26 protein-coding genes are annotated in these 26200 nt (G+C 61.8%); 9 read left to right on the top strand and 17 right to left on the bottom strand.

The genetic code is table 11. The features are described from left to right. Window positions 1-5 precede the first annotated feature (5 nt). From cydX to F506_RS14835, 5 genes are all read right to left on the bottom strand, one after another. Window positions 6-185 carry a cytochrome bd-I oxidase subunit CydX gene (cydX, locus tag F506_RS14855; RefSeq protein ID WP_053198651.1) on the bottom strand — a complete coding sequence of 60 codons (180 nt, stop codon included), beginning with the start codon at window positions 183-185 and terminating at the stop codon, window positions 6-8. Window positions 186-227: 42 nt separating this feature from the next. Further along, complete coding sequence (cydB, locus tag F506_RS14850) at window positions 228-1370, bottom strand: cytochrome d ubiquinol oxidase subunit II (RefSeq protein WP_053198650.1); 1143 nt, start codon at window positions 1368-1370, stop codon at window positions 228-230. An 85-nt stretch (window positions 1371-1455) separates the two neighbouring features. Further along, window positions 1456-3066 carry a cytochrome ubiquinol oxidase subunit I gene (locus tag F506_RS14845; RefSeq protein ID WP_053198646.1) on the bottom strand — a complete coding sequence of 537 codons (1611 nt, stop codon included), beginning with the start codon at window positions 3064-3066 and terminating at the stop codon, window positions 1456-1458. Continuing rightward, complete coding sequence (gene cydP / locus F506_RS14840) at window positions 3053-3337, bottom strand: cytochrome oxidase putative small subunit CydP (RefSeq protein ID WP_053198644.1); 285 nt, start codon at window positions 3335-3337, stop codon at window positions 3053-3055. The genes F506_RS14845 and cydP overlap by 14 nt, the downstream gene beginning before the upstream one ends. Before the next feature lie 3 nt (window positions 3338-3340). Continuing rightward, entirely contained in the window at window positions 3341-3970 is a 630-nt protein-coding gene (locus tag F506_RS14835) for a GbsR/MarR family transcriptional regulator (protein ID WP_053198642.1), read from the bottom strand. A gap of 220 nt (window positions 3971-4190) precedes the next feature. Here F506_RS14835 and F506_RS14830 point away from each other — a divergent pair, with 220 nt between their 5' ends. Further along, complete coding sequence (locus tag F506_RS14830; protein ID WP_053198640.1) at window positions 4191-5093, top strand: YihY/virulence factor BrkB family protein; 903 nt, start codon at window positions 4191-4193, stop codon at window positions 5091-5093. A 24-nt stretch (window positions 5094-5117) separates the two neighbouring features. On the opposite strand, the gene F506_RS14825 is transcribed toward F506_RS14830, so the two are convergent. After that, on the bottom strand, window positions 5118-6356 hold the full coding sequence (locus F506_RS14825; protein WP_053198638.1) for an FAD-dependent oxidoreductase: 1239 nt from the start codon (window positions 6354-6356) through the stop codon (window positions 5118-5120). A gap of 134 nt (window positions 6357-6490) precedes the next feature. Here F506_RS14825 and F506_RS14820 point away from each other — a divergent pair, with 134 nt between their 5' ends. Next, window positions 6491-7303, top strand: coding sequence for an AraC family transcriptional regulator (locus F506_RS14820; RefSeq protein ID WP_053198637.1), 813 nt, complete (start codon window positions 6491-6493; stop codon window positions 7301-7303). Window positions 7304-7343: 40 nt separating this feature from the next. Further along, on the top strand, window positions 7344-9044 hold the full coding sequence (locus F506_RS14815) for a tetratricopeptide repeat protein (protein WP_053198635.1): 1701 nt from the start codon (window positions 7344-7346) through the stop codon (window positions 9042-9044). A 17-nt stretch (window positions 9045-9061) separates the two neighbouring features. Here the strand turns inward: F506_RS14815 and F506_RS14810 are convergent, their stop codons facing one another. Together F506_RS14810 and F506_RS14805 are read right to left on the bottom strand one after the other, a co-directional pair. Further along, entirely contained in the window at window positions 9062-10471 is a 1410-nt protein-coding gene (locus tag F506_RS14810; RefSeq protein ID WP_053198633.1) for a heavy metal sensor histidine kinase, read from the bottom strand. Window positions 10472-10481: 10 nt separating this feature from the next. Continuing rightward, the gene (locus F506_RS14805; protein ID WP_053198632.1) at window positions 10482-11153 is read right to left on the bottom strand and encodes a heavy metal response regulator transcription factor; all 672 of its coding nucleotides are present in this window, start codon (window positions 11151-11153) and stop codon (window positions 10482-10484) included. A gap of 223 nt (window positions 11154-11376) precedes the next feature. On the opposite strand from F506_RS14805, the gene msrP reads away from it, so the two are divergent. The 5 genes from msrP to F506_RS14780 all read left to right on the top strand — a co-directional run bounded on the left by msrP (window position 11377) and on the right by F506_RS14780 (window position 15849). Further along, on the top strand, window positions 11377-12351 hold the full coding sequence (msrP, locus tag F506_RS14800; RefSeq protein ID WP_053198630.1) for a protein-methionine-sulfoxide reductase catalytic subunit MsrP: 975 nt from the start codon (window positions 11377-11379) through the stop codon (window positions 12349-12351). Window positions 12352-12364: 13 nt separating this feature from the next. Beyond that, window positions 12365-13048, top strand: a complete 684-nt coding sequence (locus tag F506_RS14795) for a protein-methionine-sulfoxide reductase heme-binding subunit MsrQ (RefSeq protein ID WP_053198628.1) — start codon at window positions 12365-12367, stop codon at window positions 13046-13048. Continuing rightward, window positions 13045-13761, top strand: coding sequence for a peptide-methionine (S)-S-oxide reductase MsrA (gene msrA, locus F506_RS14790; RefSeq protein ID WP_053198626.1), 717 nt, complete (start codon window positions 13045-13047; stop codon window positions 13759-13761). Before F506_RS14795 ends, msrA begins: the two co-directional genes overlap by 4 nt. Before the next feature lie 162 nt (window positions 13762-13923). Continuing rightward, complete coding sequence (locus F506_RS14785) at window positions 13924-14409, top strand: DUF305 domain-containing protein (RefSeq protein WP_407638186.1); 486 nt, start codon at window positions 13924-13926, stop codon at window positions 14407-14409. 39 nt (window positions 14410-14448) lie between these two features. Then, a complete protein-coding gene (locus F506_RS14780; protein ID WP_053198625.1) occupies window positions 14449-15849 on the top strand; it encodes a beta-propeller fold lactonase family protein in 1401 nt (466 codons plus the stop codon). 1 nt (window position 15850) lies between these two features. Here the strand turns inward: F506_RS14780 and F506_RS14775 are convergent, their stop codons facing one another. The 7 genes from F506_RS14775 to F506_RS14745 all read right to left on the bottom strand — a co-directional run bounded on the left by F506_RS14775 (window position 15851) and on the right by F506_RS14745 (window position 23113). Continuing rightward, window positions 15851-18436 (bottom strand): bifunctional diguanylate cyclase/phosphodiesterase, encoded by a 2586-nt coding sequence (locus F506_RS14775; protein ID WP_053201667.1) that lies wholly within the window; start codon window positions 18434-18436, stop codon window positions 15851-15853. Window positions 18437-18888: 452 nt separating this feature from the next. After that, window positions 18889-19236, bottom strand: coding sequence for a hypothetical protein (locus F506_RS14770; protein ID WP_053198623.1), 348 nt, complete (start codon window positions 19234-19236; stop codon window positions 18889-18891). A gap of 468 nt (window positions 19237-19704) precedes the next feature. Further along, complete coding sequence (locus F506_RS14765; RefSeq protein WP_083457908.1) at window positions 19705-20307, bottom strand: TetR/AcrR family transcriptional regulator; 603 nt, start codon at window positions 20305-20307, stop codon at window positions 19705-19707. Window positions 20308-20459: 152 nt separating this feature from the next. After that, the gene (locus F506_RS14760; protein WP_053198621.1) at window positions 20460-21161 is read right to left on the bottom strand and encodes a Pr6Pr family membrane protein; all 702 of its coding nucleotides are present in this window, start codon (window positions 21159-21161) and stop codon (window positions 20460-20462) included. Window positions 21162-21238: 77 nt separating this feature from the next. Further along, window positions 21239-21448 (bottom strand): hypothetical protein, encoded by a 210-nt coding sequence (locus tag F506_RS14755; RefSeq protein ID WP_053198619.1) that lies wholly within the window; start codon window positions 21446-21448, stop codon window positions 21239-21241. Window positions 21449-21531: 83 nt separating this feature from the next. Further along, entirely contained in the window at window positions 21532-22152 is a 621-nt protein-coding gene (locus F506_RS14750; protein ID WP_053198617.1) for a TetR/AcrR family transcriptional regulator, read from the bottom strand. 121 nt (window positions 22153-22273) lie between these two features. Continuing rightward, on the bottom strand, window positions 22274-23113 hold the full coding sequence (locus tag F506_RS14745; protein WP_053201663.1) for a helix-turn-helix domain-containing protein: 840 nt from the start codon (window positions 23111-23113) through the stop codon (window positions 22274-22276). Between the two features lie 173 nt (window positions 23114-23286). Here F506_RS14745 and F506_RS14740 point away from each other — a divergent pair, with 173 nt between their 5' ends. Beyond that, window positions 23287-23661: a nuclear transport factor 2 family protein gene (locus tag F506_RS14740; RefSeq protein WP_053198615.1), complete on the top strand. Its 375-nt coding sequence runs from the start codon at window positions 23287-23289 to the stop codon at window positions 23659-23661. Window positions 23662-23682: 21 nt separating this feature from the next. Here the strand turns inward: F506_RS14740 and F506_RS14735 are convergent, their stop codons facing one another. Beyond that, on the bottom strand, window positions 23683-24675 hold the full coding sequence (locus F506_RS14735) for a M48 family metallopeptidase (RefSeq protein ID WP_053201661.1): 993 nt from the start codon (window positions 24673-24675) through the stop codon (window positions 23683-23685). Window positions 24676-24683: 8 nt separating this feature from the next. Continuing rightward, the gene (locus tag F506_RS14730) at window positions 24684-25790 is read right to left on the bottom strand and encodes a YjgN family protein (protein WP_053198613.1); all 1107 of its coding nucleotides are present in this window, start codon (window positions 25788-25790) and stop codon (window positions 24684-24686) included. Window positions 25791-26200: the final 410 nt, after the last annotated feature.

The following is a 26200-nucleotide window of genomic DNA, read 5'->3' as shown; positions in this document are numbered from 1 at the left end:
CGGCCTCAAGGTTTGGACGGGCGTTTTTTTGCCAGCTCGGCCTGGGCGCTGGCGGCGACAAAGCGTTCGCGGGTCTCATCTTCCTTGCGGCGGCCGAAGGCGTAGTTGGCTTCCAGCCACATGACGTTGATGATGCCGAAGGCCAGCGCCAGGCCGACCCCGAGTATCCAGGCGAAATACCACATGATGTTCTCCTTCTCGACTATTCAATGGTTAGTAAGCGGTGGTTAGTAAGCCGTATGTTCATTGTCGGCGATGTGCTTGAGCGTCACCTTGCCGCGCATCACGCGATACACCCAGGCGGTGTACATCATGATCAGCGGCACGAAGAACAGCACCAGCCAGAACATGATGCCCAGCGTCTTGTGACTCGACACCGAATCCCAGATGGTCAGGCTGCTGCGCGGGTCCAGCGACGACGGCATGATGAACGGAAACATTGCCGTGGCTGCGGTCAGGATGATGCCGGCTACGGCGATGCCGCTGCTGATGAACGCCAGTCGCGCCTTGCGCCACGCGCCGAAGACCAGCACCAGCAGCAGTCCGGCGATGGCGGTGATCGGGATCGCCTTGGTTTCGGGCCACCGCGCATAGTTGTCCATCCACGCGCCGGAGACGATCTCGACCGTCTTCGCCAGCGGCATGAAGGCGCTGTTGGCGCTCGGCATGTCGGTGATGCTGTAGCCGTCAATGCCGTGCGCCACCCAGAAACCGGCCGCCACGAACAAGGCGAGGGTGGCGAGTGCACCCCACAGTGCAATCTTGCGCGCACGCGCCGCGATCACCGCTTCGGTCTTCACCATGATGAAGGTGGCGCCGTGGGTCAGCAGCATCGCCACGCTCAGCACGCCGGACAGCAGGCCGAAGGGATTGAGCAGTTCGAAGAAGCTGCCGGTGTATTCCACGCGCATGGTCTCGTCGTAGTGGAACGGCACGCCTAGCAACAGGTTGCCGAAGGCCACGCCGCAGATCAGCGGCGGCACGATGCCGCCCACGAACAGGCCCCAGTCCCAGGCATTGCGCCAGCGCGGATCGGCCACCTTGCTGCGATAGTCGAAGCCGACCGGACGGAAGAACAGCGAAAACAGCAACACCATCAGCGCGATGTAAAAGCCCGAGAAGGCCGTCGCGTAGACCAGCGGCCAGGCCGCGAAGGTGGCGCCGCCGGCGGTGATGAACCAGGTCTGGTTGCCTTCCCAGGTCGGGCCGATGGAATTGATCAGCACGCGGCGTTCGGCGTCGGTCTTGCCGACGAAGGGCAGCATCATGCCCACGCCGAAGTCGAAGCCGTCGGTCAGCGCGAAGCCGATGATGAGCACGCCGACGAAGGCCCACCAGATGATTTTTAAGGTTTCGTAATCGAAGATCATGAGGATTTCCTTGTGTACTTCTTCGTGAATGTGGTGAGTTGCGTGAGTTTCTGCCCGAGCGCCGGCACAAGTTTCTGCACGGACGTCAGCGCGCCGGTTTCGGCAGCGGCGGCTTCGCAGCAACAGCCGGTTTCTTTTCCTTCTCCAGCAGCTCCCAGTGGTATTTGCCGGTGTGCAGGCTGCTTGGCCCGCGCTTGGCGTACTTGACCATGAGCATCATTTCCACGACCAGCAGGAAGGTATAGAACAGGATAAATCCGGCCAGGCTGAAATACAGGCTCGACGCTTGCAGGGTCGAGGCCGACAGATGCGTCGGCAGGATGCCGGCAATGGTCCAGGGCTGGCGGCCGTATTCGGCCACGATCCAGCCCAGTTCGGCGGCGATCCACGGCAATGGGATGCTAAACACGGCCAGCCGCAGCAGCCAGCGTTGCGGCGCCAGTTGCTTGCGCACCAGGAAGTAGAACGCCGCCGAGAAGATGAACAGGAACAGCATGCCCAGCGCCACCATGCCGCGGAACGACCAGAACAGCGGCGCTACGTTCGGGATGGTGTCGTCGACCGCATTGGCGATCTGCTGCGGCGTGGCGTCGATCACGTTGGGCGTGTACTTCTTGAGCAGCAGGCCATAGCCGAGGTCATGCTTGAGCTTGTCGAACTCGGCGCGCGCCTCGGGCGACTTGTCGCCGGATTTCAGTCGCGTCAGCGCGGCATAGGCCAGCATGCCGTTGCGGATGCGCACTTCGTGTTCCTTCTTCAGATCCTTGATGCCGATCACCGGCGTATCGACCGAGCGCGTGGCGATCAGGCCGAGGACGTAAGGCACCTTGAACGCATAGTCGGTGCGCTCGCCCTTGTTGTCGGGCAGGCCGAAGATGGTGATGCCGGCCGGCGCAGGGTGGGTTTCCCATTCGGCTTCGATGGCGGCAAGCTTGACCTTGTTGACTTCGCCGGCGGTGTAGCCGGATTCGTCGCCGAGCACGATCACCGACAGCGTCGAGGCCAGGCCGAAGCCGGCGGCGACCGCAAACGAGCGCAGCGCGAATGCGGTATCGCGGCCCTTGAGCAGATACCAGGCGGATACACCCAGCACGAACATTGACGCCGTGACATAGCCGGCCGCGACGGTGTGCACGAACTTCACCTGCGCCACCGGATTGAAGATCACGTCGGTCATGCTGACCAGTTCCATGCGCATGGTTTCGAAATTGAATTCCGCGCCGACCGGATTGTTCATCCAGCCGTTGGCGATCAGGATCCACAACGCCGACAGGCTCGATCCCAACGCCACCAGGAAGGTCACCATCAGATGCTTGACGCGCGACAGTCGATCCCAGCCGAAGAAGAACAGGCCGACGAAGGTCGACTCGAGGAAGAACGCCGCCATGCCTTCGATCGCCAGCGGGGTGCCGAAGATGTCGCCGACGTAGTGCGAGTAGTACGACCAGTTGGTGCCGAACTGGAATTCGAGCGTGATGCCGGTGGCCACGCCCATGGCGAAGTTGATGCCGAACAGCTTGCCCCAGAAACGCGTCATGTCCTTGTAGATGGGGCTGCCGGTCATGACGTAGACGGATTCCATGATGACCAGGATCCAGGACAGGCCGAGCGTCAGGGGAACGAACAGGAAGTGATACAGCGCCGTGATGGCGAACTGAAGGCGCGACAGACTGACGACTTCGTCAATGGGAAGCATGGGGGACCTCGGTGGTGGAAGTGGAGACGGTGGGGACGGCAGGTGTGGAAACGGATTCAGGTGCCGGCGCCAGCAGATGCTGTTCCACCTGGGCGGTGGGCATGCGCATCTTCCTGGCCTGCGGTTCGGAGAAAAAGGTTTTCGCCAGCAGCGTCAGGAGCGCGATCTTGACCACCAGGATCAAGGCGATCTCGGCGCCGAGCGGAAGTTTGGTCAGGCGCGGCAGGTGCCAGAGGCTATGCGTGCGCAGCAACCATGAAGGTCTGGACATGGATCACTCCTTCGCCTTGGCGGCAGAGGCAGCCGCCGCCTTCTCTTCCTTGTCGGCCTTGTCGTTCTTGTCGGCCTTCTCGCCGCCGAAGCGGAACTTGTCCTTCACGTCGAGCAGCTTCTTGATCTTCGAGCCCATCTTCATGAGCGAGGACAAGGTTTCCGGCGACAGCCGCTGCACGTCGTCGAACCAGGAACTGGACAGCTCGATCAGGTCATACATTTCGCGCATGCGTTTTTGCGCGTGCTTGTCGTCGGCGCTGGCCGGCGTTTCGAGCAGGGCGTCGCGCAGCATCGACAGTGTCGGTTCGATCTCGCGGCGGCGGCGTTCTTCCAGCAAGGCCTTGAAAATGTCCCAGATGTCTTTCGGCGGTTCGAAATATTCACGGCGGTCGCCGGGCTGGTGCAGCAACTTGACCAGCCGCCACGACTGCAGCTCCTTGAGTCCCATGCTGACGTTGGAGCGGGAAAAACTCAGGTAATCGGCGATTTCATCGGCGTTAAGCGGGCGCGCCTGCACGTACAGCAGGGCGTAGATCTGGCCCACGGTGCGGTTGATGCCCCAGCGGCTGCCCATTTCGCCGAAATGGAGGATGAAACGCTGCATCAGGGGGCTGAGGGTGTTGGGTTCCATGGAGAATTCCTGGGAGTTCGGCATTGTGGATTGTTTTGAATTTTCAGTAATTACTGAAATATACGGCATTTCAGGAATATGAACAATCGCTGCGTTGCCGCATAACGACGCTGCCGGACCGGAAAAACCATCGGCAGCCGCGAAAACGGCGAAAAGACCCTTTTCCGGGAATCAACCGGCATCGCCGCGATCCGACTCCTTATTTGCCCGGAACCAAGCCATGTCCCACACCTTCATTCGCAAGCTTCCCGATGAGACCCGTCTGCAACAAGCCTGGCAGCTCAGCAAAGGCGCAGTGACGGCCTGGCTGGACGACTTCGCGCCGAGCATGGGAGCCGCAATTGCCTACTACACGATCTTTTCGCTGGCGCCGATGCTGGTAATCGCGATTGCAGTGGCGGGGATGGTGTTCGGCCACGACGCAGCACAAGGCGAAATCGTCGGGCAGATCCAGGGCGTGGTCGGTGTGGAGGGAGCGATGGCGGTGCAGGGCTTGCTGAAATCGGTGAGTGAACCGCGCGACGGCATCATCGCCGCCGGCCTCGGCATTGTCACGCTGGTGATCGGGGCCACCGCCGTGTTCGCCGAGTTGCAGAGCGCACTTGACCGCATCTGGCACATTCCGGCGGCGCCGCGCGACAGCGGCATCTGGCTGCTGATCCGCAAGCGGCTGCTGTCGTTCGGACTGATACTCGGCCTCGGCTTCATGCTGATCATTTCGCTGGTGGCCAGCGCGGGACTGGCGGCGCTGGGGAAATGGTGGGGCAGCTGGTTCACCGGTTGGGAAATCCTGTTGCAGGCGCTGAACTTCGCGATTTCGTTCGCGGTGTTTACGGGCTTGTTCTCGGTGATCTACAAATACCTGCCAAGCGTGCGGCTGGCCTGGCACGACGTACGCGCCGGCGCGGTGGCGACAACCATACTGTTCATCATCGGCAAGTACCTGATCGGCCTGTACCTGGGCCGCGCCGGCATGACCTCGGGATTCGGCGCGGCCGGGTCGTTCGCCTTGCTGCTGGCGTGGATCTATTATTCGGCGCAGATATTCCTGCTTGGCGCGGAATTCACCTGGGTCTACGCCAACCGGTATGGCTCGCGCGCCCCATTGCACCCGGAGACCTGAACCGGGCGCAGTTTCCTGGCGGCGTCAGCCGGTCAGCGTGCTCGCGTCGCGCCCCAGCAGCTGGCGATTGCCACGCTGCGAAGACGCCAGCGCGGCAAAACTGCGCGCACACATCAGGCTTTCATACAGGTCGACAGCGGGGGTGATGGTGTCGGCCGTGGCCATGCCGCTGGCTTCTTGCGCTTCGACCAGCACGCGCGTGAGCAGAGCGGCGTCGGCAAGTGCGGAGTTGGCGCCCAAGCCGCCGGCCGGGCTCATGGCGTGAATGGCGTCGCCCAGCGCGGTCACCCGCGACGCCTTCCACAGGCGCGGCACGCTCGCGGTGCGGATCGGCACCAGCGTGCGGGCGGCCGGATCGCAGGATTCGTACACCAGCTTCAGCGCCGGCGACCAGTCGGCGGTGACGGTGCCGATGATTTGCGTCAGTTCGGCCGCACTGAAGCGCAGCACCGCATCCGGATCGCGCGACAAGCCGAAGCGTTCGCGCGCACCGACCAGCGCCCAGTACAGATAGTCATCCGGCTGCGGCAGGTCGGCGTCGAAACCGCCGCCACTGCCGTTCGCCTCGAAGCGCATGACGTCGATCACGCCCGCCAGTCCCTTTTCGAAAATGACGCTGGTGCCGGCTTGCAGCCGGTGCGCCAGCGTTGCGCGCAAGGTCGCTGTCAGCGGCGTCTTGCCGTACAGGCAGACGTCGCCGGTGTCCTGCGGCCGCATTGCCGGGAAGCGCTGTGCCGCCACCGCCGAGTGGACCCCGTCGGCAGCCACCAGGACGTCGCCCACGGCACTGCGGCCGTTGACGAAATGCGCAGTCACCCGGCCATCCGGCATCTCTTCGTATTGCAGGAATTGCGCGCCGAAATGCACTTCGCGTCGCAGGTCCTGCAGCAACACCCGGCGCATGGTCTGGCGATCGGCAAGGCTATCCGGCGCGCCGTCCGCAGCGCCCTTGCGCCAACTGCTGACCCACTTTCCGGCCAGCGGCTCCAGTTGTCCATTGATGGTGTCGACGCTTGTTGCGGCCCGTGCGCAAGTGGCGTCGAACAGCTGGTAGCGGGCCGGCGGCAGGCAGGCTTGCAGGGCGTCGCGGCCGCCCTGGTCGATGCGGATGCGATAACCCTGGGTGCGGCTGAACGGCGACGCGTCCTTTTCGTAGACGGTGACCGCGATGCTATGCTTTTTGAGGCCTTGGGCCAGGCACAGGCCGCCCAGGCCGGCGCCGATGACGATTACGTGCAGAGGTGGAGTGGTGGATGGTTTCACGTTGTTCTTTCGCTCTGGGAATACACATGGAAAGGCGGCGGGATTGCGTTGCAGCCCTGTCGTGAAGCCCAGTATTGAACAAAAGCGGGAAAGCGTGATAACGTTGTTTGGACAGAATATACTGAAATCCGGCCATGACAAAAGAACTCTATGCGCAATTCGCCGACGTCAGCGACCGCGCCGACGGACCACCGCTGATCGCGATCTGGGGTGATGACCTGCGCGCCGACGATTTCCAGCGGCTCAAGATCGGCACGCGCGAATACGACTGGCATACCCATCTGCGCGGCCAGCTTTTTTGCATAGAAAGCGGACTGGTGCATGCCCGCACCAAACACGGGTCGTGGCTGTTGCCGCCGCAGCGCGCCGGCTGGATTCCGCCGAGAGAGTTGCATCAGGCCGACATCATGGGCGTCATGAGCGGCTGGAGCATCCTGATCTCACCCGAGGCCTGCCGCGGCCTGCCCGACAAGCCCTGCGTGATCGGCGTCTCCGACCTGATGCGTGCGCTGGTGCGGCGCGCGGTGACGTGGAGCATGCAGGACGAATTGTCGCCGGCGCAACGGCGCGTGATGAACGTGCTGCTCGACGAGGTGCGGCAAGCGCCGCACGAGCCGCTGCATCTGCCGTTGCCGACGGATCGCCGTTTGCTGCGGATCGTCTCGGCCATCATGCAGGAGCCGGCCGACAATCGCACGCTCGAGCAATGGGCCGAATGGGCCGGTCTGTCGCCGCGCACGATGAGCCGGCTGTTTCGTCTCGAGGTCGGCTGCAGCTTTGCCCAATGGCGCCAGCAGGCATTGCTCACGCATGCGCTGGAACGGCTGGCGCGCGGCGAACAGGTGGCCGCTGTCGCGGATGCGCTGGGCTATGCCTCGCCGAGCAATTTCATCGCCATGTTCCGACGCTGTTTCGGCGAATCTCCCGGGCGTTACTTCAACGCCTAGCCGGGGCATTGGCATGCCGTCGCGTGTTAACATCGCGGCCATGAACAATAACGACGCCATCGCCCAGGCTTACCTGTTTTTCCAGCACGGCCAGCTGGAGGCTGCCCACGCCATCCTGCAGCCGCTGGCGCAGCAGGTCGACGCCGATTTCAATTTGCTGCACTTGGCCGGCGCCGTAGCCGCGGGACTACAGCTGCACGCGCAGGCGATCGGGCTGTACCGCCGCGCATTGGCGTTGACGCCCGGCGAACTCGCGGTGAGTTACAAGCTCGGCCGCGTGCTGTACGAAGCCGGTCTGCACCAGGAGGCGCTCAGCCTTTATCTGCAACTGATCGCCGCCGGGGTGCAGCATGCCGACATCTTCCACGCCGCAGCCTTGCTGCTGCAGCAGTTCAACCGTCACGAAGAAGCGCTGCAAACGCTTGAACATCTCTTCCGACTGGCCCCGCAGAACGCCGACGCCTGGCACCTCCACGCCATCTCGCTGGGACGTTTGCAACGGCCGGGCGAGGCCTTGCAGAGCATGCAGAAGGCGGTTGCGCTGGCGCCCGCACAGACTGTGTATCGCTTCGATCTGGCGTTGCTGCAACACGAACTTCATCTCAACGAAGAGGCGCTGGCCAGCGTCGACCAGGTGCTGGCGCAGGAGCCGGACTTCGGTGATGGCTGGGTGTGCCGCGCCGCATCTCTGGGACGCCTGCGTCGCTATGAGGAATCGATCGCCGCCGCCCGGAAGGCCCTGAGCCTGCGCGCCGGTTATGCCGACGCCAGTGTCAACCTGGCGCTGACCTTGCTGGCGCTGGGACGTTTCGACGAGGCGTGGCCCTTGTACGAGGCGCGCTGGCAGGGCGAACTCGCCGATCCGCAGCGGCATGGCGACGTTGCACGCTGGCCCGGTGCGCATGCCGCCGCCGGCAAGACCGTGTTGCTGTGGGCGGAGCAGGGCCTGGGGGACACGATTCAATTTTCGCGTTACGCGCAACAGGTCGCGGCATCCGGCGCAAACGTCGTGCTCGAAGTGCACGCCGCGCTGAAAACGCTGTTGCAAGCGCTGGAGACCGACCCGGACTCCGGCGAGCCCACACGCATCATCGTGAAAGCCATCGGTGAAGCCTTGCCGGCAGCCGATTACCAGCTGCCGTTGATGAGCCTGCCGCTGATGTTCGGCACGCGTCCGGATACGATCCCGTCGCCGCAAGCGTATCTGCGCGCGGGAGCGCACGCGCAGCAGCGTTGGGCGCAATTGCTTGAGCAGGGCAGGGAAGGCGGCCGGCCGCTGCGCGTCGGCATAGTTTGCTCGGGCAATGCCGGCAATCACAACGACCGCCGCCGCTCGATTCCCTTGCAGGCGTTTGCGCCGTTGCTGGATATGGCCAATGCTGAATTCTTCCTGCTGCAACCGGAACTGCGCCGGCGCGATGCCGACTGGCTGGAGACCGCGCCGGCGCTGCAATGGCCGGGCCGTGAATTGCAGGACTTCGATGACACCGCCGCGCTGATCGCCAACCTGGATCTGGTGATCGGCGTCGATACCGCCGCCGTGCATCTGGCCGGCGCGCTTGGTGTACCGGTGTGGATATTGTTGTCGTACGCCGCCGACTGGCGCTGGTTGCTGGAGCGCGACGACAGTCCCTGGTATGCCTCGGCGCGCCTGTTCCGGCAGACCACGGCAGGCAATTGGGATGCGGTGATGGTGCGCGTTCGCGCGGAGCTGTCGGCGCTGAAGCAAGCCGCCGGCTGATCGGCCCGAGGTGTCTCTCACCCCCGCGTGGGGAAGAACAGGCTGAAGGCGATCCAGCCGTCGGCGGAGCAAGCCACGGCGGCTGTGCCGCCATGCACGGTCATGATGGCCTTGACGATCGCCAGGCCGAGCCCGTTGGATTCGGTGAATTCACTGCGTGACTTGTCGCCGCGATAGAAGCGGTCGAACATGCGTTCCATTTGTTGCCGCGTCATCGGCGCGCCGCGGTTGGCGACGTCAATGGCGACACCACCGGCAACCGGTCGCGCGCCGATCCTGATGGCGGTGCCGACGTCGCCGTAGCGCACCGCGTTGACCACGAGGTTGCTGACCGCGCGCCGCCCCATCACCAGGTTGGCGCTGCAGGCCAGACCCGGTGCGACATCGACCTCGAACTGCATGTCGCGTTCGGCTGCCACGCCTTCGAAATAATCGGCGATCTTTTGCAGCTCTTCCGACAATTCAATCGCACTGCGATCAACCATCAGTTCGGCATGGTCGGTCTGCGCCAGGAACAGGATGTTCTCGATGATGCGCGACAGGCGCGTCAATTCCTCCAGGTTCGATTCCAGCAGTTGCTCATACTCTTCTACGCTGCGGCGTTGACCCAGCGTCACTTGCGTCTGCCCCATCAGGATGTTGACCGGCGTGCGGATCTCATGCGCCAGGTCGGCGGAAAATTGCGACAGATGTTCGTAGCCGTTTTCGAGGCGATCGAGCATGGCGTTGAGCGCACCGGCGAGCTGGCGCAATTCGGCCGGCGCATCTTCTTCCCGCAGCCGGGTACTGAGATTGGACGGGGTGATTTCGGCGGCGCGGCGGCTCATGCGCGTAAGCGGCCTCAGGTCGCGCCGCAGCACGGCGAAACCGAGCACAGACGTCAGCAGCACCGCCAGCGCCACGGCGGCCACCACGCGCCATAGATACACCGTCATCATGCGCGACTCTTGCGTCATGACATAGGCGGCGACAATCTCGACGGTGTCGTTATGGTTGCCGACGTCAGCCAGCGCGGAGACCCAGCGCACCCGCACGCCGTCGGCGCGCATGCCGTCATGCAGCGAGGCGATGCCCAGCGGCATGCCGATGGCGACCGGCGTCATCTCCGGCGGCGTCAGCTTGTCGGGATTCATGTTGATGAACGGCGCCTCGCCCTGGCGGCGGAAGATGCGCACATCCTGCTCGTTGCCGAGCATGCTTTCGAACAGGGCGGGACGCTGCTCCATCTGCTCGACGTTGTAGAGGTCGTGCAGCAGGTTGCGGAAATGTTCGACGCGGCCGATCAGCGTGTAGTCGGCGCGCACTTCCAGCGACTGGCGCGCGGAGTTGTAGAGATACATGCCCAGCCCCGTCACCACCAGGAAGGCGATCAGCGCAAACAGCGCGCTGACACGGAACGCCAGTGTCCAGGAGCGCCATGGCCTCATGCTGCGTCCTTCATGGCGTTTCGGAAAACATGTAGCCGATGCTGCGCACGGTGTGGATCAGTTTCTTTTCGAACGGCGCGTCTATCTTGGCGCGCAGGCGCTTGACCGCAACGTCGACGACGTTGGTGTCGCTGTCGAAATTCATGTCCCACACCTGCGAGGCGATCACCGAGCGCGACAAGGCTTCGCCCTGGCGTTTGATCAGCAGATGCAGCAGCAGGAATTCCTTGTTGGTCAGCACGATATTGACGCCTTGCCGGGTGACCTTGTGGCGTACGTGATCGAGCTGCAGATCGGCGACCTGGTACACCTCGGCGTCGCGCGTGACGCCGCGGCGCAGCAGCGTGCGGATGCGCAACACCAGCTCGGTGAATGAAAACGGCTTGACCAGGTAGTCGTCGGCGCCCAGTTGCAGCCCGCGGATGCGGTCGTCGACATGGTCGCGCGCCGTCAGGAAAATCACCGGCAGGTCGCGTTTGGCGCGCAGCGCGCTCATCACCTGCCAGCCGTCGGTGCCGGGCAGCATGACGTCGAGCACCACCAGGTCGTAGTTCTGTTCCATCGCCATATGCAGGCCGTCGGTGCCGGTGCGTGCGAGATCGACCGTATAGCCGGACTCGCGCAATCCCTTCTTGAGGTAGTCGCCGGTTTTCGGATCGTCTTCGATGACAAGGATGGCCATGCTGGGCTTGTGGGGTTCAGAGGTTGTCAGACTGGTTGTAGGGCAGATGTGGCTGCATTCTAGCAATTCGGGGCGGGCGCACGATGACAAATTTGTCATCAAATTGCCATCTTGATGACACTGCCCCTGCCATAGGATGATGGTGCAAAAGAAGCGCCCGCGCCATGCGTTTTCATGCTTCCGGGCAATAAGCCGCATCCATCCATTATTTCAGGAAACCGCCATGCTGATCAAAATCCGTCCAGACCAGATCGATATTCCGCTCGCTTCGGAGATCACGCCGCAAGAGGTCTACGCCTCGCGCCGCGCCTTCATGGGCAAGGTGGCGGCGGGTGCGATCGCCGGCAGCGGCCTGCTCGGCGCCGGCAGCGCATTTGCCCAGTCGGCCACGGCGCGCAAGTTGCCGGCCAAGCTCAACAGCGCCTATGCCGTGATGGACAAGCCGACCGCCTACCAGGATGCGACGACGTACAACAATTATTACGAATTCGGCACCGACAAGGCGGATCCTGCACGCACCGCCGGCACGCTCAAGACCGCTCCCTGGACCGTCAGCATCGAAGGTGAGGTGAAGAAGCCGTTCACGCTCGATCTCGACGCGCTCATGAAGCTGGCGCCGCTGGAAGAACGCATCTACCGCCTGCGCTGCGTCGAAGGCTGGTCGATGGTGATTCCATGGATCGGCTATTCGCTGTCGGCGCTGATCAAGAAGGCCGAGCCCACCGGCAACGCTAAATACATCGAGTTCGTCACGCTGGCTGACAAGAAGCAGATGCCCGGCTTGTCCGATCCCATCCTGCAATGGCCGTATACCGAAGGCCTGCGTATGGACGAGGCCAATCATCCGCTGACCTTGCTGACCATGGGCATGTACGGCGAAGTGCTGCCGAACCAGAACGGCGCGCCGGTGCGCGTCATCGTGCCGTGGAAGTACGGTTTCAAATCGGCCAAGTCCATCGTCAGGATCCGCTTCGTCAAGGATCAGCCGAAGACCGCCTGGAACATGTACGCCGCGCAGGAATACGGCTTCTATTCCAACGTCAATCCCAACGTCGATCATCCGCGCTGGTCGCAGGCCAGCGAGCGCCGTATCGGCGAAGACGGCTTCTTCGCACGCAAGCGCAAGACGCTGATGTTCAACGGCTACAACGATGTCGCGGGCTTGTACACCGGCATGGATCTCAAGAAATATTTCTGACGCCGGAGCCGACATGCCATCCCTGAAAAATCTTACGCAGCGCCAGGTGCAGCACCTGCGCAACCTGCTGTTCGTGCTGGCGCTGCTGCCGCTGGCGCGGCTGGTGGCGTTCGGCTTCCTCGACCGGCTGGGCGCCAACCCGATCGAATTCATCACCCGTAATACCGGCGACTGGGCCTTGTATTTCCTGTGCATCACGCTGGCGGTGACGCCGCTGCGCAAGCTGACGAAGTGGAACTGGCTGGTGCGCCTGCGTCGCATGCTGGGGTTGTATGCATTTTTCTATGTCGCGTTGCATTTCACGATTTTCTTCTGGCTCGATCATTTCTTCGACGTACGGGAGATGTGGGCCGACATCGTCAAGCGGCCGTTCATCACGGTCGGCGTGCTGGCCTTCGTACTGCTGATTCCACTGGCCGTCACCAGCACCAACGCCATGGTGCGCAGGTTGGGCGGCAAGCGCTGGCAATGGCTGCACCGGCTCACCTATGTGATCGTGCCGCTGGGCGTGCTGCATTTCTGGTGGGTCAAGGCGGGCAAGAATCTGCTGGCGCAACCGATCCTGTTTTCGATGATCGTGGCGCTGCTGTTGCTGACGCGCGTGCTGTCGGAAAAAAACCTCCAGCGACTGGCGCAACTGTGGTCGCGGCGCGGCGCCGGCAATACAGGAACTGCTTTGATGAAAGAAGGTAAATGATGAAAAACACTTTGCACAAATACGGTTTGCCGCTTCTGTTTGCCGCTTCGGCAATCACGATGTCTGCATTGCCTGCCTCGCCCGCTTTTGCTGCGGAATCGGCATTCAGGATTCCACCGCCGAAAAGCGCGCCCGCCAGCAATGCCGCCACCGAAACAGTGGTTCTCGCCGGCGGTTGTTTCTGGGGCGTGCAGGCAGTGTTCCAGCACACTCTCGGCGTGACCAGCGCGGTGTCCGGCTATGCCGGCGGCAACAAGGAAACTGCGCGCTACGAGATGGTCGGCAGCGGTTCTACCGGCCATGCCGAATCGGTCAAGGTGACCTTCGATCCGCGCAAGGTTTCTTACGGCAAGATCCTGCAAATCTATTTCTCGGTTGTGCACGACCCGACCCAGCTCAATCGTCAGGGGCCGGACAGCGGCACGCAATATCGTTCGGCCATCTTCTACCAGAGCGATGAGCAGAAGCGCATCGCCGCCGACTACATCGCCCAGCTTGATGCGGCCAAGGTCTACCCGGCGCGCATCGTCACGCAATTGACGCCGTTGGCGCCGGCGGCGTTTTATGCGGCCGAAGACTACCATCAGGATTTTGCGACGCTGCATCCGACGCAAGGCTATATCGCGCGTTTCGATCTGCCAAAGATCGAGAATTTCAAACAGCTGTTTCCCTCCGACTATCGCGCCGCGCCGGTCACCGTCTTCAAGAAATAATTTGTCCGACGTGCTTCCTTCCACGCGGAGGGAAGCATGACAAATTTGTCACCGCTTTGTCATCCGTTTAACCCTTTGCGCCTCCTACACTGAGCGTCAATCCTGTGCACCGTTCACCGGTGCGATGGATCGTCCACGATCAGAAATACAAGGGAGGTTTGCATGGAACAAACAATGAGATTCATGGCCGGGCAGCGCCACGTCGCTGCTGCAATGGCAGTCGCCGGCTCGGTGCTGGCAGCGACGATTTTCCTGTGCAGCAGCGGTAATGTGCTGGCCCAGGATATGCAGAATAGCCAGCATATGCAGCACCATCACGCCACTGAAACCGCCGCCGCGCACGGCATGGCGCCGCCGGCCTTCATCGCCAGCACCGCAAAGCCGTTTGCAGGATTGATGGACGACGCCATGGCGGTGATGGACTACGGCATGGCGCAGGCGCCGATGAACGGCAAACCGGCACACGATTTCATCACGATGATGATGCCGCATCACCAGGGCGCGATCGACATGGCGAAGGCCGTGCTGCTGTACTCCGATGATCCGGAAATCCGCAATCTGGCGCTGGGCATCATCACCGAACAGCAGAATGAAATCAAGGTCATGCAAGCCTGGTTGCAGCGTCATGGCGGCGCCGGCGGCCAATAGTTTTAACCAATCACAATCCAACTCAGGGACACCACCAACATGAAAAAATCCGCATTGGCGCTCGGCGCTGTCGCAGCCTTGTTCGCACACGCCGCCTCGGCTTTGCCGTCGGCCGACGATCGCGTCTACACCGCCGACCAGAACAACAATACCGTCAGCGTCATCAATCCCGCCACCAACACGCTGGTCGGTCAGATCCGCCTCGGCAATCCGCGTCCGGACGTGCTGTCGCCGCTGTACAAGGGGCAGATCAACGTGCACGGCATGGGATTTTCACCCGACCACAAGACGCTGCTGGTGGTCTCCAACGGTTCCAACTCGGTGACCTTCATCGACACGGCAACCAACAAGGTCAAGGGTACGACTTACGTCGGTCGCTCGCCGCATGAAGGTTTCTTCAGCGCCGACGGCAAGGAAGTCTGGGTGGTGGTGCGCGGCGAGGATTACATCTCGGTAATCGATCCGGTCAGCTTCAAGGAGACCGGTCGCATCCAGACCGGCGTCGGTCCCGGCATGGTGCAGTTCATGCCGGACAACAAGCTGGCGTTTGCGGTGTCGAGCTTCACGCCGCAAGTCGACGTGATCGACGTACAGTCGCACAAGGTGGTGAAGAAAATCGACGTCGTCAGTCCGTTTTCACCGTTCCTGCAATTCACCCCGGACTACAAGGAAGTCTGGATGACGCACAAGGACGTCGGCAAGGTCACGCGCATCGATACCCGCACGCAGCAAGTCGTCGGCGTGATCGACACCGGCTTCATCACCAACCATCTGTCGTTTGCCAGGGTCGGCGGCAAGGTGCTGGCGTATGTCACCGTCGGCGGTGAAAACGTCGTCAAGGTCTACACCACCGACAAGGACGCGAAGCTCATTGCGACCATCGCCACCGGCGCCTTGCCGCATGGGATATGGACTGCGGATGACAGCAGCCGCATCTATGTCGGACTCGAGAACGGGGATGGCGTCGAGGTCATCGACACGGCTTCCAACAAGGTGATTGCGCATATCGGCGGCGGTCAGGCGCCGCAGGCGCTGGTGTATCTGTCGCATGTCGCCGGTGCGGACGGCGGCGCCGCCAATCTGGTTGCGCGCGTGAACAGCGATCCGCTCAACATCCGCCTGCAAGCGGCGGCCAGCGGTCCCGCCGAGGCGCGCGGCTTTGTGGTGTCGCGCAATCTCGGCGTGGTCGACGCGCTGGAAGTGTCGTTGTTCAAGCTCAAGCCGCAGACCGCTTACAGCGTCTATCTCGATGGCCAGGCAGCGCCGGTTGCGCGTTTCGTCACCGATGCCAAGGGCATGTCGAATGGCACGGCCATCGGACCGTTGCGAGAGCTGGCGGCGCCCGGCGTTTCATCGGTTGAGGCTGCAGCGCGCATTGTCGTGATGGAAGGCAATGCGGCGGCAGATGTGTCGAAGGCGGTGCTGGTGCAGGCGAAGTGATTCAGTCCAGCGTGACCGGAGCAGCAGGGAACAGATAGCGGCGTTGCATGAGCGGCGGAATGTCGGCGGCGGGGACGGGATGCGAGATGTAGTAACCCTGTACCTCGTCGCAGTGCAAGGCCTGCAGCAGGTGCAGTTGCGCTTCGGTTTCCACGCCTTCGGCGACCACCGTCATGCGCAGGGCGTGCGCCATCGACACCATGGCGTTGAAGAGTACTTCGCTTTCGGCCCGCACGCCTAGTTCGGCGGTGAAGGCCTTGTCCACTTTCAGCACGTCCAGGTCGAGGCGCTGCAGCTGCGACAGCGATGAATAGCCGGTGCCGAAATCGTCCACCAGCAACTTGATGCCGAGCTTGCGGAACGACGCCAGTTCTTCGGCGACCTCGATGGCGTCGGCCATCATGCAGGATTCGGTCAGTTCCAGTTCCAGCTGGGCTGGGGTGATCGCGTATTCAGCCAGCGCGGAGGCAATGATGTCGTTGAGATTGCCCTGGTTGAGCTGGCGCGAGGAGACGTTGACCGACATCGGCAGCAGCGGCAGGCCGGCGATACGCCATTGCGCCAGTTGCGCGCAGGCCTTGCGGATGATCAGTTCACCCAGTTGCAGGATCAGGCCGGTTTCTTCCGCCACGGGGATGAACTCGAGCGGCGAGACGATACCGCGCACCGGATGCCTCCAGCGCGCCAGTGCTTCCATGCTGCAGAATTCACCGCTGACCGCATTCACGCGCGGCTGGAAATACAGCACGAACTCGTCACGCTCGATCGCCAGGCGCAAGGCATTTTCATTTTCTATCTTGATCTGCAGCCGCTCGGACAATTGCGGCTGGTAGAAGCGGAAGCGTTTCTTGCCCTCCGATTTGGCGGCGTGCATGGCGGTGTCGGCATGTTTGAGCAGCGCGTCGACACTGCTGCCGTCGCGCGGGAAGATGCTGATCCCGATCGACAGGTTGACCTGCAGGATGTTCTGGTTGGACAGCATCAGCGGGCGTGAAAACGCCTGCAGGATGCGATCCGCCAGCTGGGCCGCGTCATCGATGCTGCCACCTTGCTGAATCACCGTGAACGAATCGCCGCCGAAGCGCACCACTTCATGCGGCGCGGGGACCAGCTCGCGCAGCCGCTGTGTGACCGCTTGCAACAGCAGGTCGCCGCTGGAGTGGCCGAGCGTGTCGTTGACGTTCTTGAAGTCGTCGAGGTCGGCGAACAGCACGGCGAAACCGCGGCCGTCGCCGGCGGCGTCGTGCAACAGCCGGTTCAGGTAGCGCAACACCCAATGACGGTTGGGCAGGCCTGTCAATTCATCGGTGTTGATCTGGTCCAGCAGGGCCAGTTCATGCGTCTTGCTTTCGCTGATGTCGCGCACCGTGATGGCCAGTCCGAAACGCGTGCGCACCATGCGCCGATGCAGCCATGAGGCGCCGAGCGGGCTTTCCGGCGGGGTCTCGAATTCGTCTTCGTATTCGCCGTTTTCCATGGCGCTGCGGAAGGTCCGCATCAGCGTCGCAAAATACTCGGGCGAATAGAACCGCGACATGTGGCTGCCGATGAGTTCGGACTTGTTGATGCCGAAGATGGCAGCGCCGCGTTCGTTGCAGTCGAGCACCTGGAAGTCGACGATCTCGCCGTCCTTGCCGCGTAGCGCCAGCCACATGTAAAAACCATCGGCGCCGCCTTCGGTGACGATGCCGTAGGCTTCACGGGCCTTTTCGGTTTCGTGCTTGCGGATCGCCAGCCGCATCGAGAACAGCATGCCGACCACTGCGCAGATCGCCAGGAACGCCGAACAGGCGCTGGCGATGAACATGTAGTCGGAGGCGCGCTCGCGGAACGCGGCATAGACGTCGCGCGTCGACACGCCCACCGCCGCCACCAGCGGATAACCGCGCACCGCATGCCATGCCACGATACGCTCCTCGCCATCGTCGAAGGTGGAGCCGGGCATGACCATGGCGCCGCTGGCGCCGGCCAGCGGCGGCCGCGATTTGAAGGCGGTTTCCTGCGTCTGCAGCGCATCCATTGTGCGCGACAGCAGCGGCGTGCCATCCGGCTGGAACAGCGCGATGAAGTCCTTCTTGCCGAGCGCCGATTCATCTTGCGACGGCGCCAGGAAGGCAGGTTCCACTGCGACCATGACGATGCCGTTGAAGTTGCCCACTGCGTCGTCGAGGCGGCGCGAAAAGCGGATCAGCATGCGTTGCGAGCGTATGCCGATCGCCGGATTGCTGATCAGCAGTCCGCTGTGGGCGTGATTCTTATGGGTCAGGAAGTAATCGCGATTGGCGACGTTTGTCAGCTTTTGCAGCGACAGCGAGCTGGTCAGGAGTTTGCCGTCGCGATCCGAGATGGTGACATACAGCAGCGAGGAGGTCGGATAGAGACCTTGCTGCTGCTGGTCTTCCACGCTCAGGTGGCCGTCGGTGTAAGTCCAGTAGTACTTGAGGTGCAGGGTGATCTGGTCGACCTGGCTGACGGCGCGGGCCAGTTGCTCGGCATACGACTTCGACTGGACGCCCGCTTCCTGCAGGGCGTTCTTGCCGATTTCCGCTTCGCGGTCATTGAGGCGCGCCAGCAGCAGCGACCACATGACGATTGCCAGGATGAGGCACCCAATGGGCCAGGCCAGAATGCTGAGGACTTTGGGCAGGCGCTTCTTCACTGTCGTTGGCTTATAAGAGGATTCTTGATGTGTTGTGCATGAATCGGTGGCTGCACTTTCCGTGACCGGTGATGCGGGCGTTTTCTTCAGGTCCCTTTTTCTTGTTTTTCGTTCGAGCAGATACAAAAACAGATGAGGCGGACTCGCTCAAATTAATTTTATTTTTGCCAATGATTATATAGAAACGTTTGCCTGTTCATACGATTCGGGTGCGTCTTTGAGGATACTTTTTTTCAGGCGTCCGGCCGGATGTGTTGTCCGCCATGTGGGCAGCCGGCGAATCAGATGCCTGCTCGCATTGCACGGCATTGCCGTCCTGGCTGCGAGGTGGCGACACGTCGTCCGGAGGAGGGCGCGCGGGGCGGTGCGATCAAGTGGAATTACAACGCCGGGAGTTTGCGTCTGCAGTTCCAGATCCGCACGCCAAGCGCGCACCAGACCAGGAAGAGAACCATGTTGGCCGGCACCCAGACCAGCTGCAGCCAGATGTAGTAACGCATGGCGTCGTTCCAGTGGCCGGGATTCTGCATCTCGGCCATGTCCATCCACGGCGCCGCGCTCAGGGAAGCATATTGAGTCCATCCCAGTACGACTGCCATGGGCAACAGCAGGAAACTCCAGAACGACACGGTGCGATGCACCTGGACGTCGGCGTGGGCGATATGCGGTATCTCGTCGTGCTGACTGCTGCACGGAATGTCATGGCCCGAACGCTGCGGCGCATTCATGCGGCCGGGTTGGCGACAGCTGATGTTCCGGTTGCTCGTGTTATTTCCTGCATTTGCCACATCGTTCTGCATAGTGCCCCCGCATCTGCAAACTGACTTGATTGAATTTATTCGGTTTCTTATTTCATTCTCGGCATGGCGCCCGCGTCTTCATTCAGACAGGCGAAGCAGCAGGTGCGAACAGTCGCGGCGCCGTTCGGGTGACAGGCGCGGCAGAAGAGCAAGGACAGACCGGGAAATGGAAAGCCGACCGCCGGGCCGTGGCGTCGCTGCGCAGGCAAGCGGTCGTGTCTCTGGCCGACCGGAGGTCGCCAAATTGTGACAGGGCATTTACGGTTCTCGCTGAGGTTGAGCGCATTCCAACCGAGGTGGATGCGTTGTTGTGCAATAGAAAAACAAGACGATACGTTTCGTCTCTAATTCTAGGTGCAAAATTCCTACGGCGCAACAAATCTTGCGAGAATGTTGTTAAATTAATTCGATATTGGTTTTGGCGGGGGTGATGCCGTCGAGCACCAAGGCGACGTGCAGGTCAACATGGCGCTCGTCGATGCCGGCGTGGCGCATGAGCATGCGCTGGATGATCGGACCGTACAGCAGGTCGAAGATGACATCAAAGTCGAGGTCAGGCTTGAATTCGCCGTTCTGGATGCCGCGCAACAGGACTTGTTTGGCGGCGTTGCGGCGCGGATCGAGGAAGTTGTCGTTGAACAGGCGCATGGTCTCGGCGTCGAATTGCGACAGGCCGATCATTTCGCACACCACGCGGCCGGTCTTGCCGCGATACAGCTTGGCCAGCTTGCGGATCTGATTCTCGATGTCGTGGCGGGCCGATTCGGTTTCCGGGAAGGCGACATTCGGACCGACTTCACGCAGCAATGCTTCCATGGCCAGCGAACTCTTGTTCGGCCACCAGCGATAGATCGTCGCTTTACCCACACCTGCGCGCGCAGCCACGCCTTCAAGCGAGAGCTTGTCGAAGCCGATCTCATCCAGCAGGACGCAGGTGGCGTCCAGGATGGCATCGTGCGTGGCCGGGTTGCGGCGCCTGCCCGTAGCGGGGTCAGGCATGTAGGTGAGAGAAATGATCGCGCTCCAGTGATGGGGAATACAGTCTGTCCACAGCCTTTATCGGTCGTCTGCGTGACAACTTGAGAAAGAAACCTCGATTCCCGCGATTTTCGACAACATTTTTTTACATCCGCGATCGAATGAGCGAGGCTTCAGCGGCGCAGCAGCAGATTCTTGCCGGTGTTGTTGATGACCAGCAACAGGCCCATCAGAACCAGAAAACCGGCGAACAGGCCGGTGGCGTTGAGCAGCACGTGCGGATAGCCGAGGTCGCGCACGTTGATGAAGGGATAGGGATAGAAGCCGGAACTGCCGCCGCGCCACAGCGTGATGCTCAGGTAGCCGAGCGGGTAGACCAGCCACAGCAGGCATTTCTTCAGACTGGGCTGAAAGCGCGGCACGAAAAAAATCCAGTACACCAGCGCCAGCAGCGGCGTCACGGTATGCAGGCTTTCATTGACCAGCGCGCGGAAACCGGTCGGCTGCCACAGCTGGCGTAGCAGGAGGTTGTAGGCAATGCCGACGAAGATCATGTATGCCACCACCGCCGTAATGACCTGCGGCTTGCGGAAGAAGCGGCTGACCTGATTGACGCCGGGCAGGGCCAGCGCGGAAAAGCTCACCGCACTCAGCAGGATGGTCAGGTTGGTGAGATAACTCGTCAGACGCTCGACGCCATCCATGACCGTCAAGCCGCGATCGAGCAGGCGGTCGATGGTGATGTCGGTCTGGGCGCTCAGCGCAAACCAGCTGATCACGGCGATCAGCAGGGCGAGCATGCAGGAAAGGGTGTTCGGTTGCCGGTCGGGAAAGATCTCGGCGGACAAGGTCGGTTCGTTCTTGGGTGTGGACATCGGCGGTTCGTCGGGCTGGTGTTGATAAGGAGGCTGTCAATCCAGTGAGGCAATGCCGACGCTGCCAACGCAGACGTTCAGAAATCCTTCACGGGGACCTGGATATTGACCGCCGCAACGAAAGCATTGTTCCTGGCTGTTGCGTCAGTCTGTTGTTCCGCTAATTCCGCAGCTTCGATGAAGATGAAATCCTCGTTGCTTTCCGGTACCAGGTTCATCGCCTGCAACAACTGGAAAAACAGCGCTGCCGCGATGGGCAGTGCAATGGCGCCAATGATAATCCACATGATTCCCTCTCTGTTTAGCACGATAGTGCGAAATTTAAATAAAAGCGAACATACGCTCTGTATGCGGCGCGGCCTGGGCCGGTTCAGCCGTGGTAATTGAAACTGCGGTAAGTCGAAATCAGCCGGTCATAGGCTGTCTGCACCCGCTCCAGCGCCTGCGGATCGCGCAGGAACCGCGCATCGTGCATCAGTCCGACCATCAGGCAATACAGCTCGAATACCAGTTGCTGCGGATCGGTGTCCGGCCGCAACTGGCCTTCTTCCAGCGCCTGCTCGATGGTCCGGTGCAGCATGCCGCGCCACTGCAGGATGTTCTTCTTGATGCGGTCGCGCATCGGGCTGTCGACCACGTCGTCGTACTCGAAGGCGCCGGCGATGTAGAGGCAGCTGACGTCGTTGTTGGTGCGCTGCAGCCAGTTGCGGATCATCTTGTTCAAGCGCGGGAGACCGCGCGGCAGCGCCATCGCGGGCTTGAAAATCTCTTCCACGAAACGCCGGTCGAACTCGTCCAGCACCGCCTGCTGCAAAGCCTCGCGCGAGCCGACGCGCGAAAACACGCCGCTCTTGCTGATGTTGAGCCGTTTGGCGACTTCGCCCAGCGAAAGCGACTCGAGTCCTTCGTTTGCGGCCATGTCGAGGGCGGTGTCGACGATGGCGGCCAGGGTCAGCTCGCTTTTGGCTGTACGGGTAATGACGGTATCCATGCCTGTTAATTTAGCACACTAGTGCGAAATGTAAACGGCTTTTTGGCGTGATCGTAGAAGTACCGTAGGTAGGTCGCGTCAATAGCCATGAAACAATGCTACTAGGAAACTTCTTGCGAATTCAGTCCGGCAACAATGCCCGCAAGGCGGCTGAAGTCTCCGCATTGGCCGGGAAGAAGCACTCCAGCGCCAGCTCCGACAAGGTGATGTCGACCGGCGTGCCGAAGATAGTGGTGGTGCTGAAGAAAGACAGCGTGCCTTGCTCCGTCGCGAGCTGGAACGGCACCGCCACGGCGGCGTAAGGCGAGGCCGGATGTTCATCGGCGCCGGCTTTGGCCTCGGAGGGCTCCGGGTAGTCCTGCAATTCCTTCATCAGGTCGATCAGCACCGGATCGGCGCTCAAGGCGATCTGCTGGCGCAGGCGATCCGACAGGTGGCGACGCCATTCGGGCAGGTTGACGATGCGCGGCGCCAGTCCTTGCGGATGCAGGCTCAGGCGCATGACGTTGACGGGTGCTGCCAGCAGTTCCGGCGCCACGCCGGCCAGCAGCAGCGGAATGACGCGGTTGGCGGAGACCAGGTTCCAGTGGCGGTCGATCGCCAGCGCGGGAAACGGTTCGTGGCCGGTCAGGATCTGGTCGACCGCCGCTCGCGCCGCCTGTAGCGCCGGATCGTCCAGCGCACGTTCCGGGAACAACGGTGCGAAGCCGCCCGCCATCAGCAAGGTATTGCGTTCGCGCAGCGGGATATCAAGCCGCTCGGCCAGCCGCAGCAGCATCTCCCGGCTCGGTTGCGAGCGGCCGGTCTCGAGGAAGCTCAGATGGCGCGTCGAGATGTCGGCTTCGCAAGCCAGGTCGAGCTGGCTCATGCGGCGTCGCAGGCGCCATTCGCGCAGCAGGTCGCTGGCGCTGCGTGCGGCGGCACGAGATGGCGTGGGGGCGAGGGATGGTGTCGTGATCATGGGGCGATCATAGCCCATCGTCCGTCTTTCTCACATTACCTCCGAGGTAATTGCCGGTGCGACGAAGCGTGCGCAAAGATGTGCCTGACGTTGCGCCGGACGCTGAAGGATGCGCCGGGCGGCGATCAGCTGATTTCCACTTTACTCACCATATTCACCACATGGAGCCGGACATGACAAACCTGAACAACGAACAGACGAGCAAGCTGGTCGACCTCTACATCGCGGTCTGGAACGAGCCCGACGCCGCGCGCCGCGCCGGCCTGATCGACGAACTCTGGACCGCTGATGCCAGCTACCGCGATCCGCTCATGCAAGGCGAGGGCCACGCGGCCATCTCGCAACTGGTCGCGGCGGTGCATGAGCGCTTCCCGGGCTTTCGTTTCAGCCGCATCGGCGCGGCCGACTCTCATGGCGATCATCTGCGTTTTTCGTGGGCGCTGGGACTGGATGGCGAGGAAGCCATGATCAAGGGCACCGATTACGCTGTGCTGGAGGGGGGACGCTTGCGCAGCATGACCGGCTTCCTCGATCAGGTGCCGGCCTGAGTTTTCGCGGCGGCCGGCGGCTTATTGCGCGTTGAGGATGCGCTCGACCCGTTCGGCGCTGGCCGGGTGGCTCGACAGGTAGGGCGGCACGCCGCCGCCGGCAGCTTCCTTCTCCCCCAGCTTCTCGAACACGTACGCCAATTTCTTGCGGCTGATGCCATTTGCCTTGAACAGCTCCACGGCATAGTCGTCGGCTTCGCGCTCGACGTCGCGCGAATATTTCATGTCCAGCAGCACCGTCGGGACGTTGGCGATCACCGCCGAGACGTCGCCAAACAGCGCCGTCGCAGCCGCGCCGATCGCCGAACTCTGGATCAGGCGGCGCATCAGGTGGCGCCGGTGTACGTGGCCCAGTTCATGTGCGAGCACGCCCATGACGGCATCGTCGTCGTCCAGCAGCGTGACGATCTCGTCGGTCAGCACGATCTGACCCGACGGCAGCGCGAGCGCATTCGGCCCGATGCGGCTCTTGCGGAACACGATCTCGTAGTGCGGCACCCCTTCGACCTCCGCCGTCAGCGCACGAAAGCGCGTCGTGATGGCGGTGCGCCTTGCGGCCGGCAACTGCGTCGGCAGCAGGACATGATCATCGAGGAAATCCAGTGCGCCGTCGCCGATGCGCTGCTCGACGCTGATGGGCAACGAGCGGGCGACGACCTCCGCCGCCAGCGGCAACAGATACAGGTAACCCAGCACCAGCACCGCCACCAGCGTGGCCGCGGCTGCCAGCGTGGCGCGCCAGTTCTGCTGCATCCGCACCACCAGCGAATCGCGGTGCGCCGTGGCGTGCAGCAGGCTGGTGAAGGCGGCGTTGTCCTGGATTTCAAGATAAGCGCCATCGGGATAGGTCACCTTGCGCGCAGCCCGGTTGAGCCGCTCGGAGACACGCAGCTGGTTGATCGGACACACCCGCTCGGCCTCGCCGCTGATGGTGGCGAGGCCGTCGGCCACGTCCAGCGTGACCGTATGGCGACGCGAGGTCTTGCCGTCGAAATAGAACGCTGCAACCTGCATCGCGGCGCTCAAAGCGACAGATCGAAGTCGAGCAGGTCGCTCATGCCCTCGCCAGCGGCGGAACCTTGCGCCGCATGGTCGGCAATGAACTCGTCGAGATTGCCGGCGGCATGCAGGCTCATCGATTCGATCTTGTAGCGCAGCGCGCGGATCTGCGCGAACGGCGTGAACAATCCCAGCGTCACGACGATGCCGATGATGTTGGTGAAGGCGATGAACATCATGCGCGGCCAGCGCATCGCGCTGCGGAAGTGGTGTTCGCCGAGCCGGGTGTGGTTCCAGATCAGATTCTGCAGTAGCGTCAGGAACAGCGGATACATCAGGAACGTCCACGCATACAGCGCAAAGAACAGCAGCATGAACGAGAACACGCTGTGCGCGCCGAACTGCCGGCCTGCCGCGATCAGCGCGGTGCCGCCCAGCGCCACCACGATCGCAATGAAGCCCGCCAGGTAAATCCCGAAGCCGACCAGGTAAGTCTTGTAAAAACTGCCGACCGAGCCGTCAAACGAAAAATGGCTGGCGCCGAAGCGCGATTCATTGTGCTGGAAGCGCTTAATGCGCTGGTGCGTGAAGGGCGTCAGCAGGTACAGCGTCAGCAGGGTCAACAGCGGCAGCAGCAGATACACCTTGTAAGCGCCGCCGGCATTGCCGCGAAAACCGAAACGGATGCCGCGATAACTGGAGTTGTACAGCTTGAATTGCAGGCTGCGCCAGATCAGCCACGGCACCGCCAACGCAAACACCAGCAACGCAATCATGCCCAGCAGCGGATTGTAGTTGAACGCGAACTGGTAGCCGAACAGCAGCACCACCGCCACGATGCGGCCCTTGAGGATGGCGATGGGATTGCCGTGGTACTCGAAGCTGGTGCCGGCCACCGTCGTGTTGTCATAAAAATAACGCAAGCGGCGGACCTTGGCCCACGCCGAGTAAATGCCGAAGGTGACCACTGACAGCAGCAGATTGACTATCCATATGCGGAAATATTCGGAGCCGCGTCCGCTGAACGAAAACGCCTCCACCGACGGCCCGGTGTGTGCCGGTAACAGCGATGCGAAACTGACCGGTGGAGTGGGCTCAGGCTGTCCCGGCGGATCGAAAGTGTCGCTCATGTTTACCCCGTTCGTTGTTATGGAAGGCGCCGCAAGACGTCGGCAATGATCCCGGCGCGTCCTTGAGTGCGGCAAAGAATCTCTTGCGGCATGCAAAAAGTCAAGCCGTCGGAGGACCGATGCCGGCGACACCGGCGAAGTCAGCGAGGGCGAGATAAAGAAGGGGGCGAGAAAGGAAGAGAGAAAGAGAGCGCGAAAGAGAGGGCGGAGTCAAAATGGAAAAAGAAAAAAGCAGCCGCAAAAAAATGTAACCGCCGTTCATCCGTCGACGAAAAAAAAGATGGTGTCGCCGATTGGCGACACCATCGTCCTCGCCAAAAAAATATCGCCTCCGCAGAGTGAAAACGCGCATAAAAAATGATGATGCGCGCAGTGATATTTGCGTGTCGCGAAAATTTTATACGGATTAA

It is taken from the genome of Herbaspirillum hiltneri N3 (assembly GCF_001267925.1).
In the GTDB taxonomy this organism is placed as follows: Bacteria; Pseudomonadota; Gammaproteobacteria; order Burkholderiales; family Burkholderiaceae_D; genus Herbaspirillum; species Herbaspirillum hiltneri.
The sequence above is the reverse complement of the archived record's forward strand: the minus strand, read 5'-3'. Positions and strand labels throughout refer to the sequence as shown.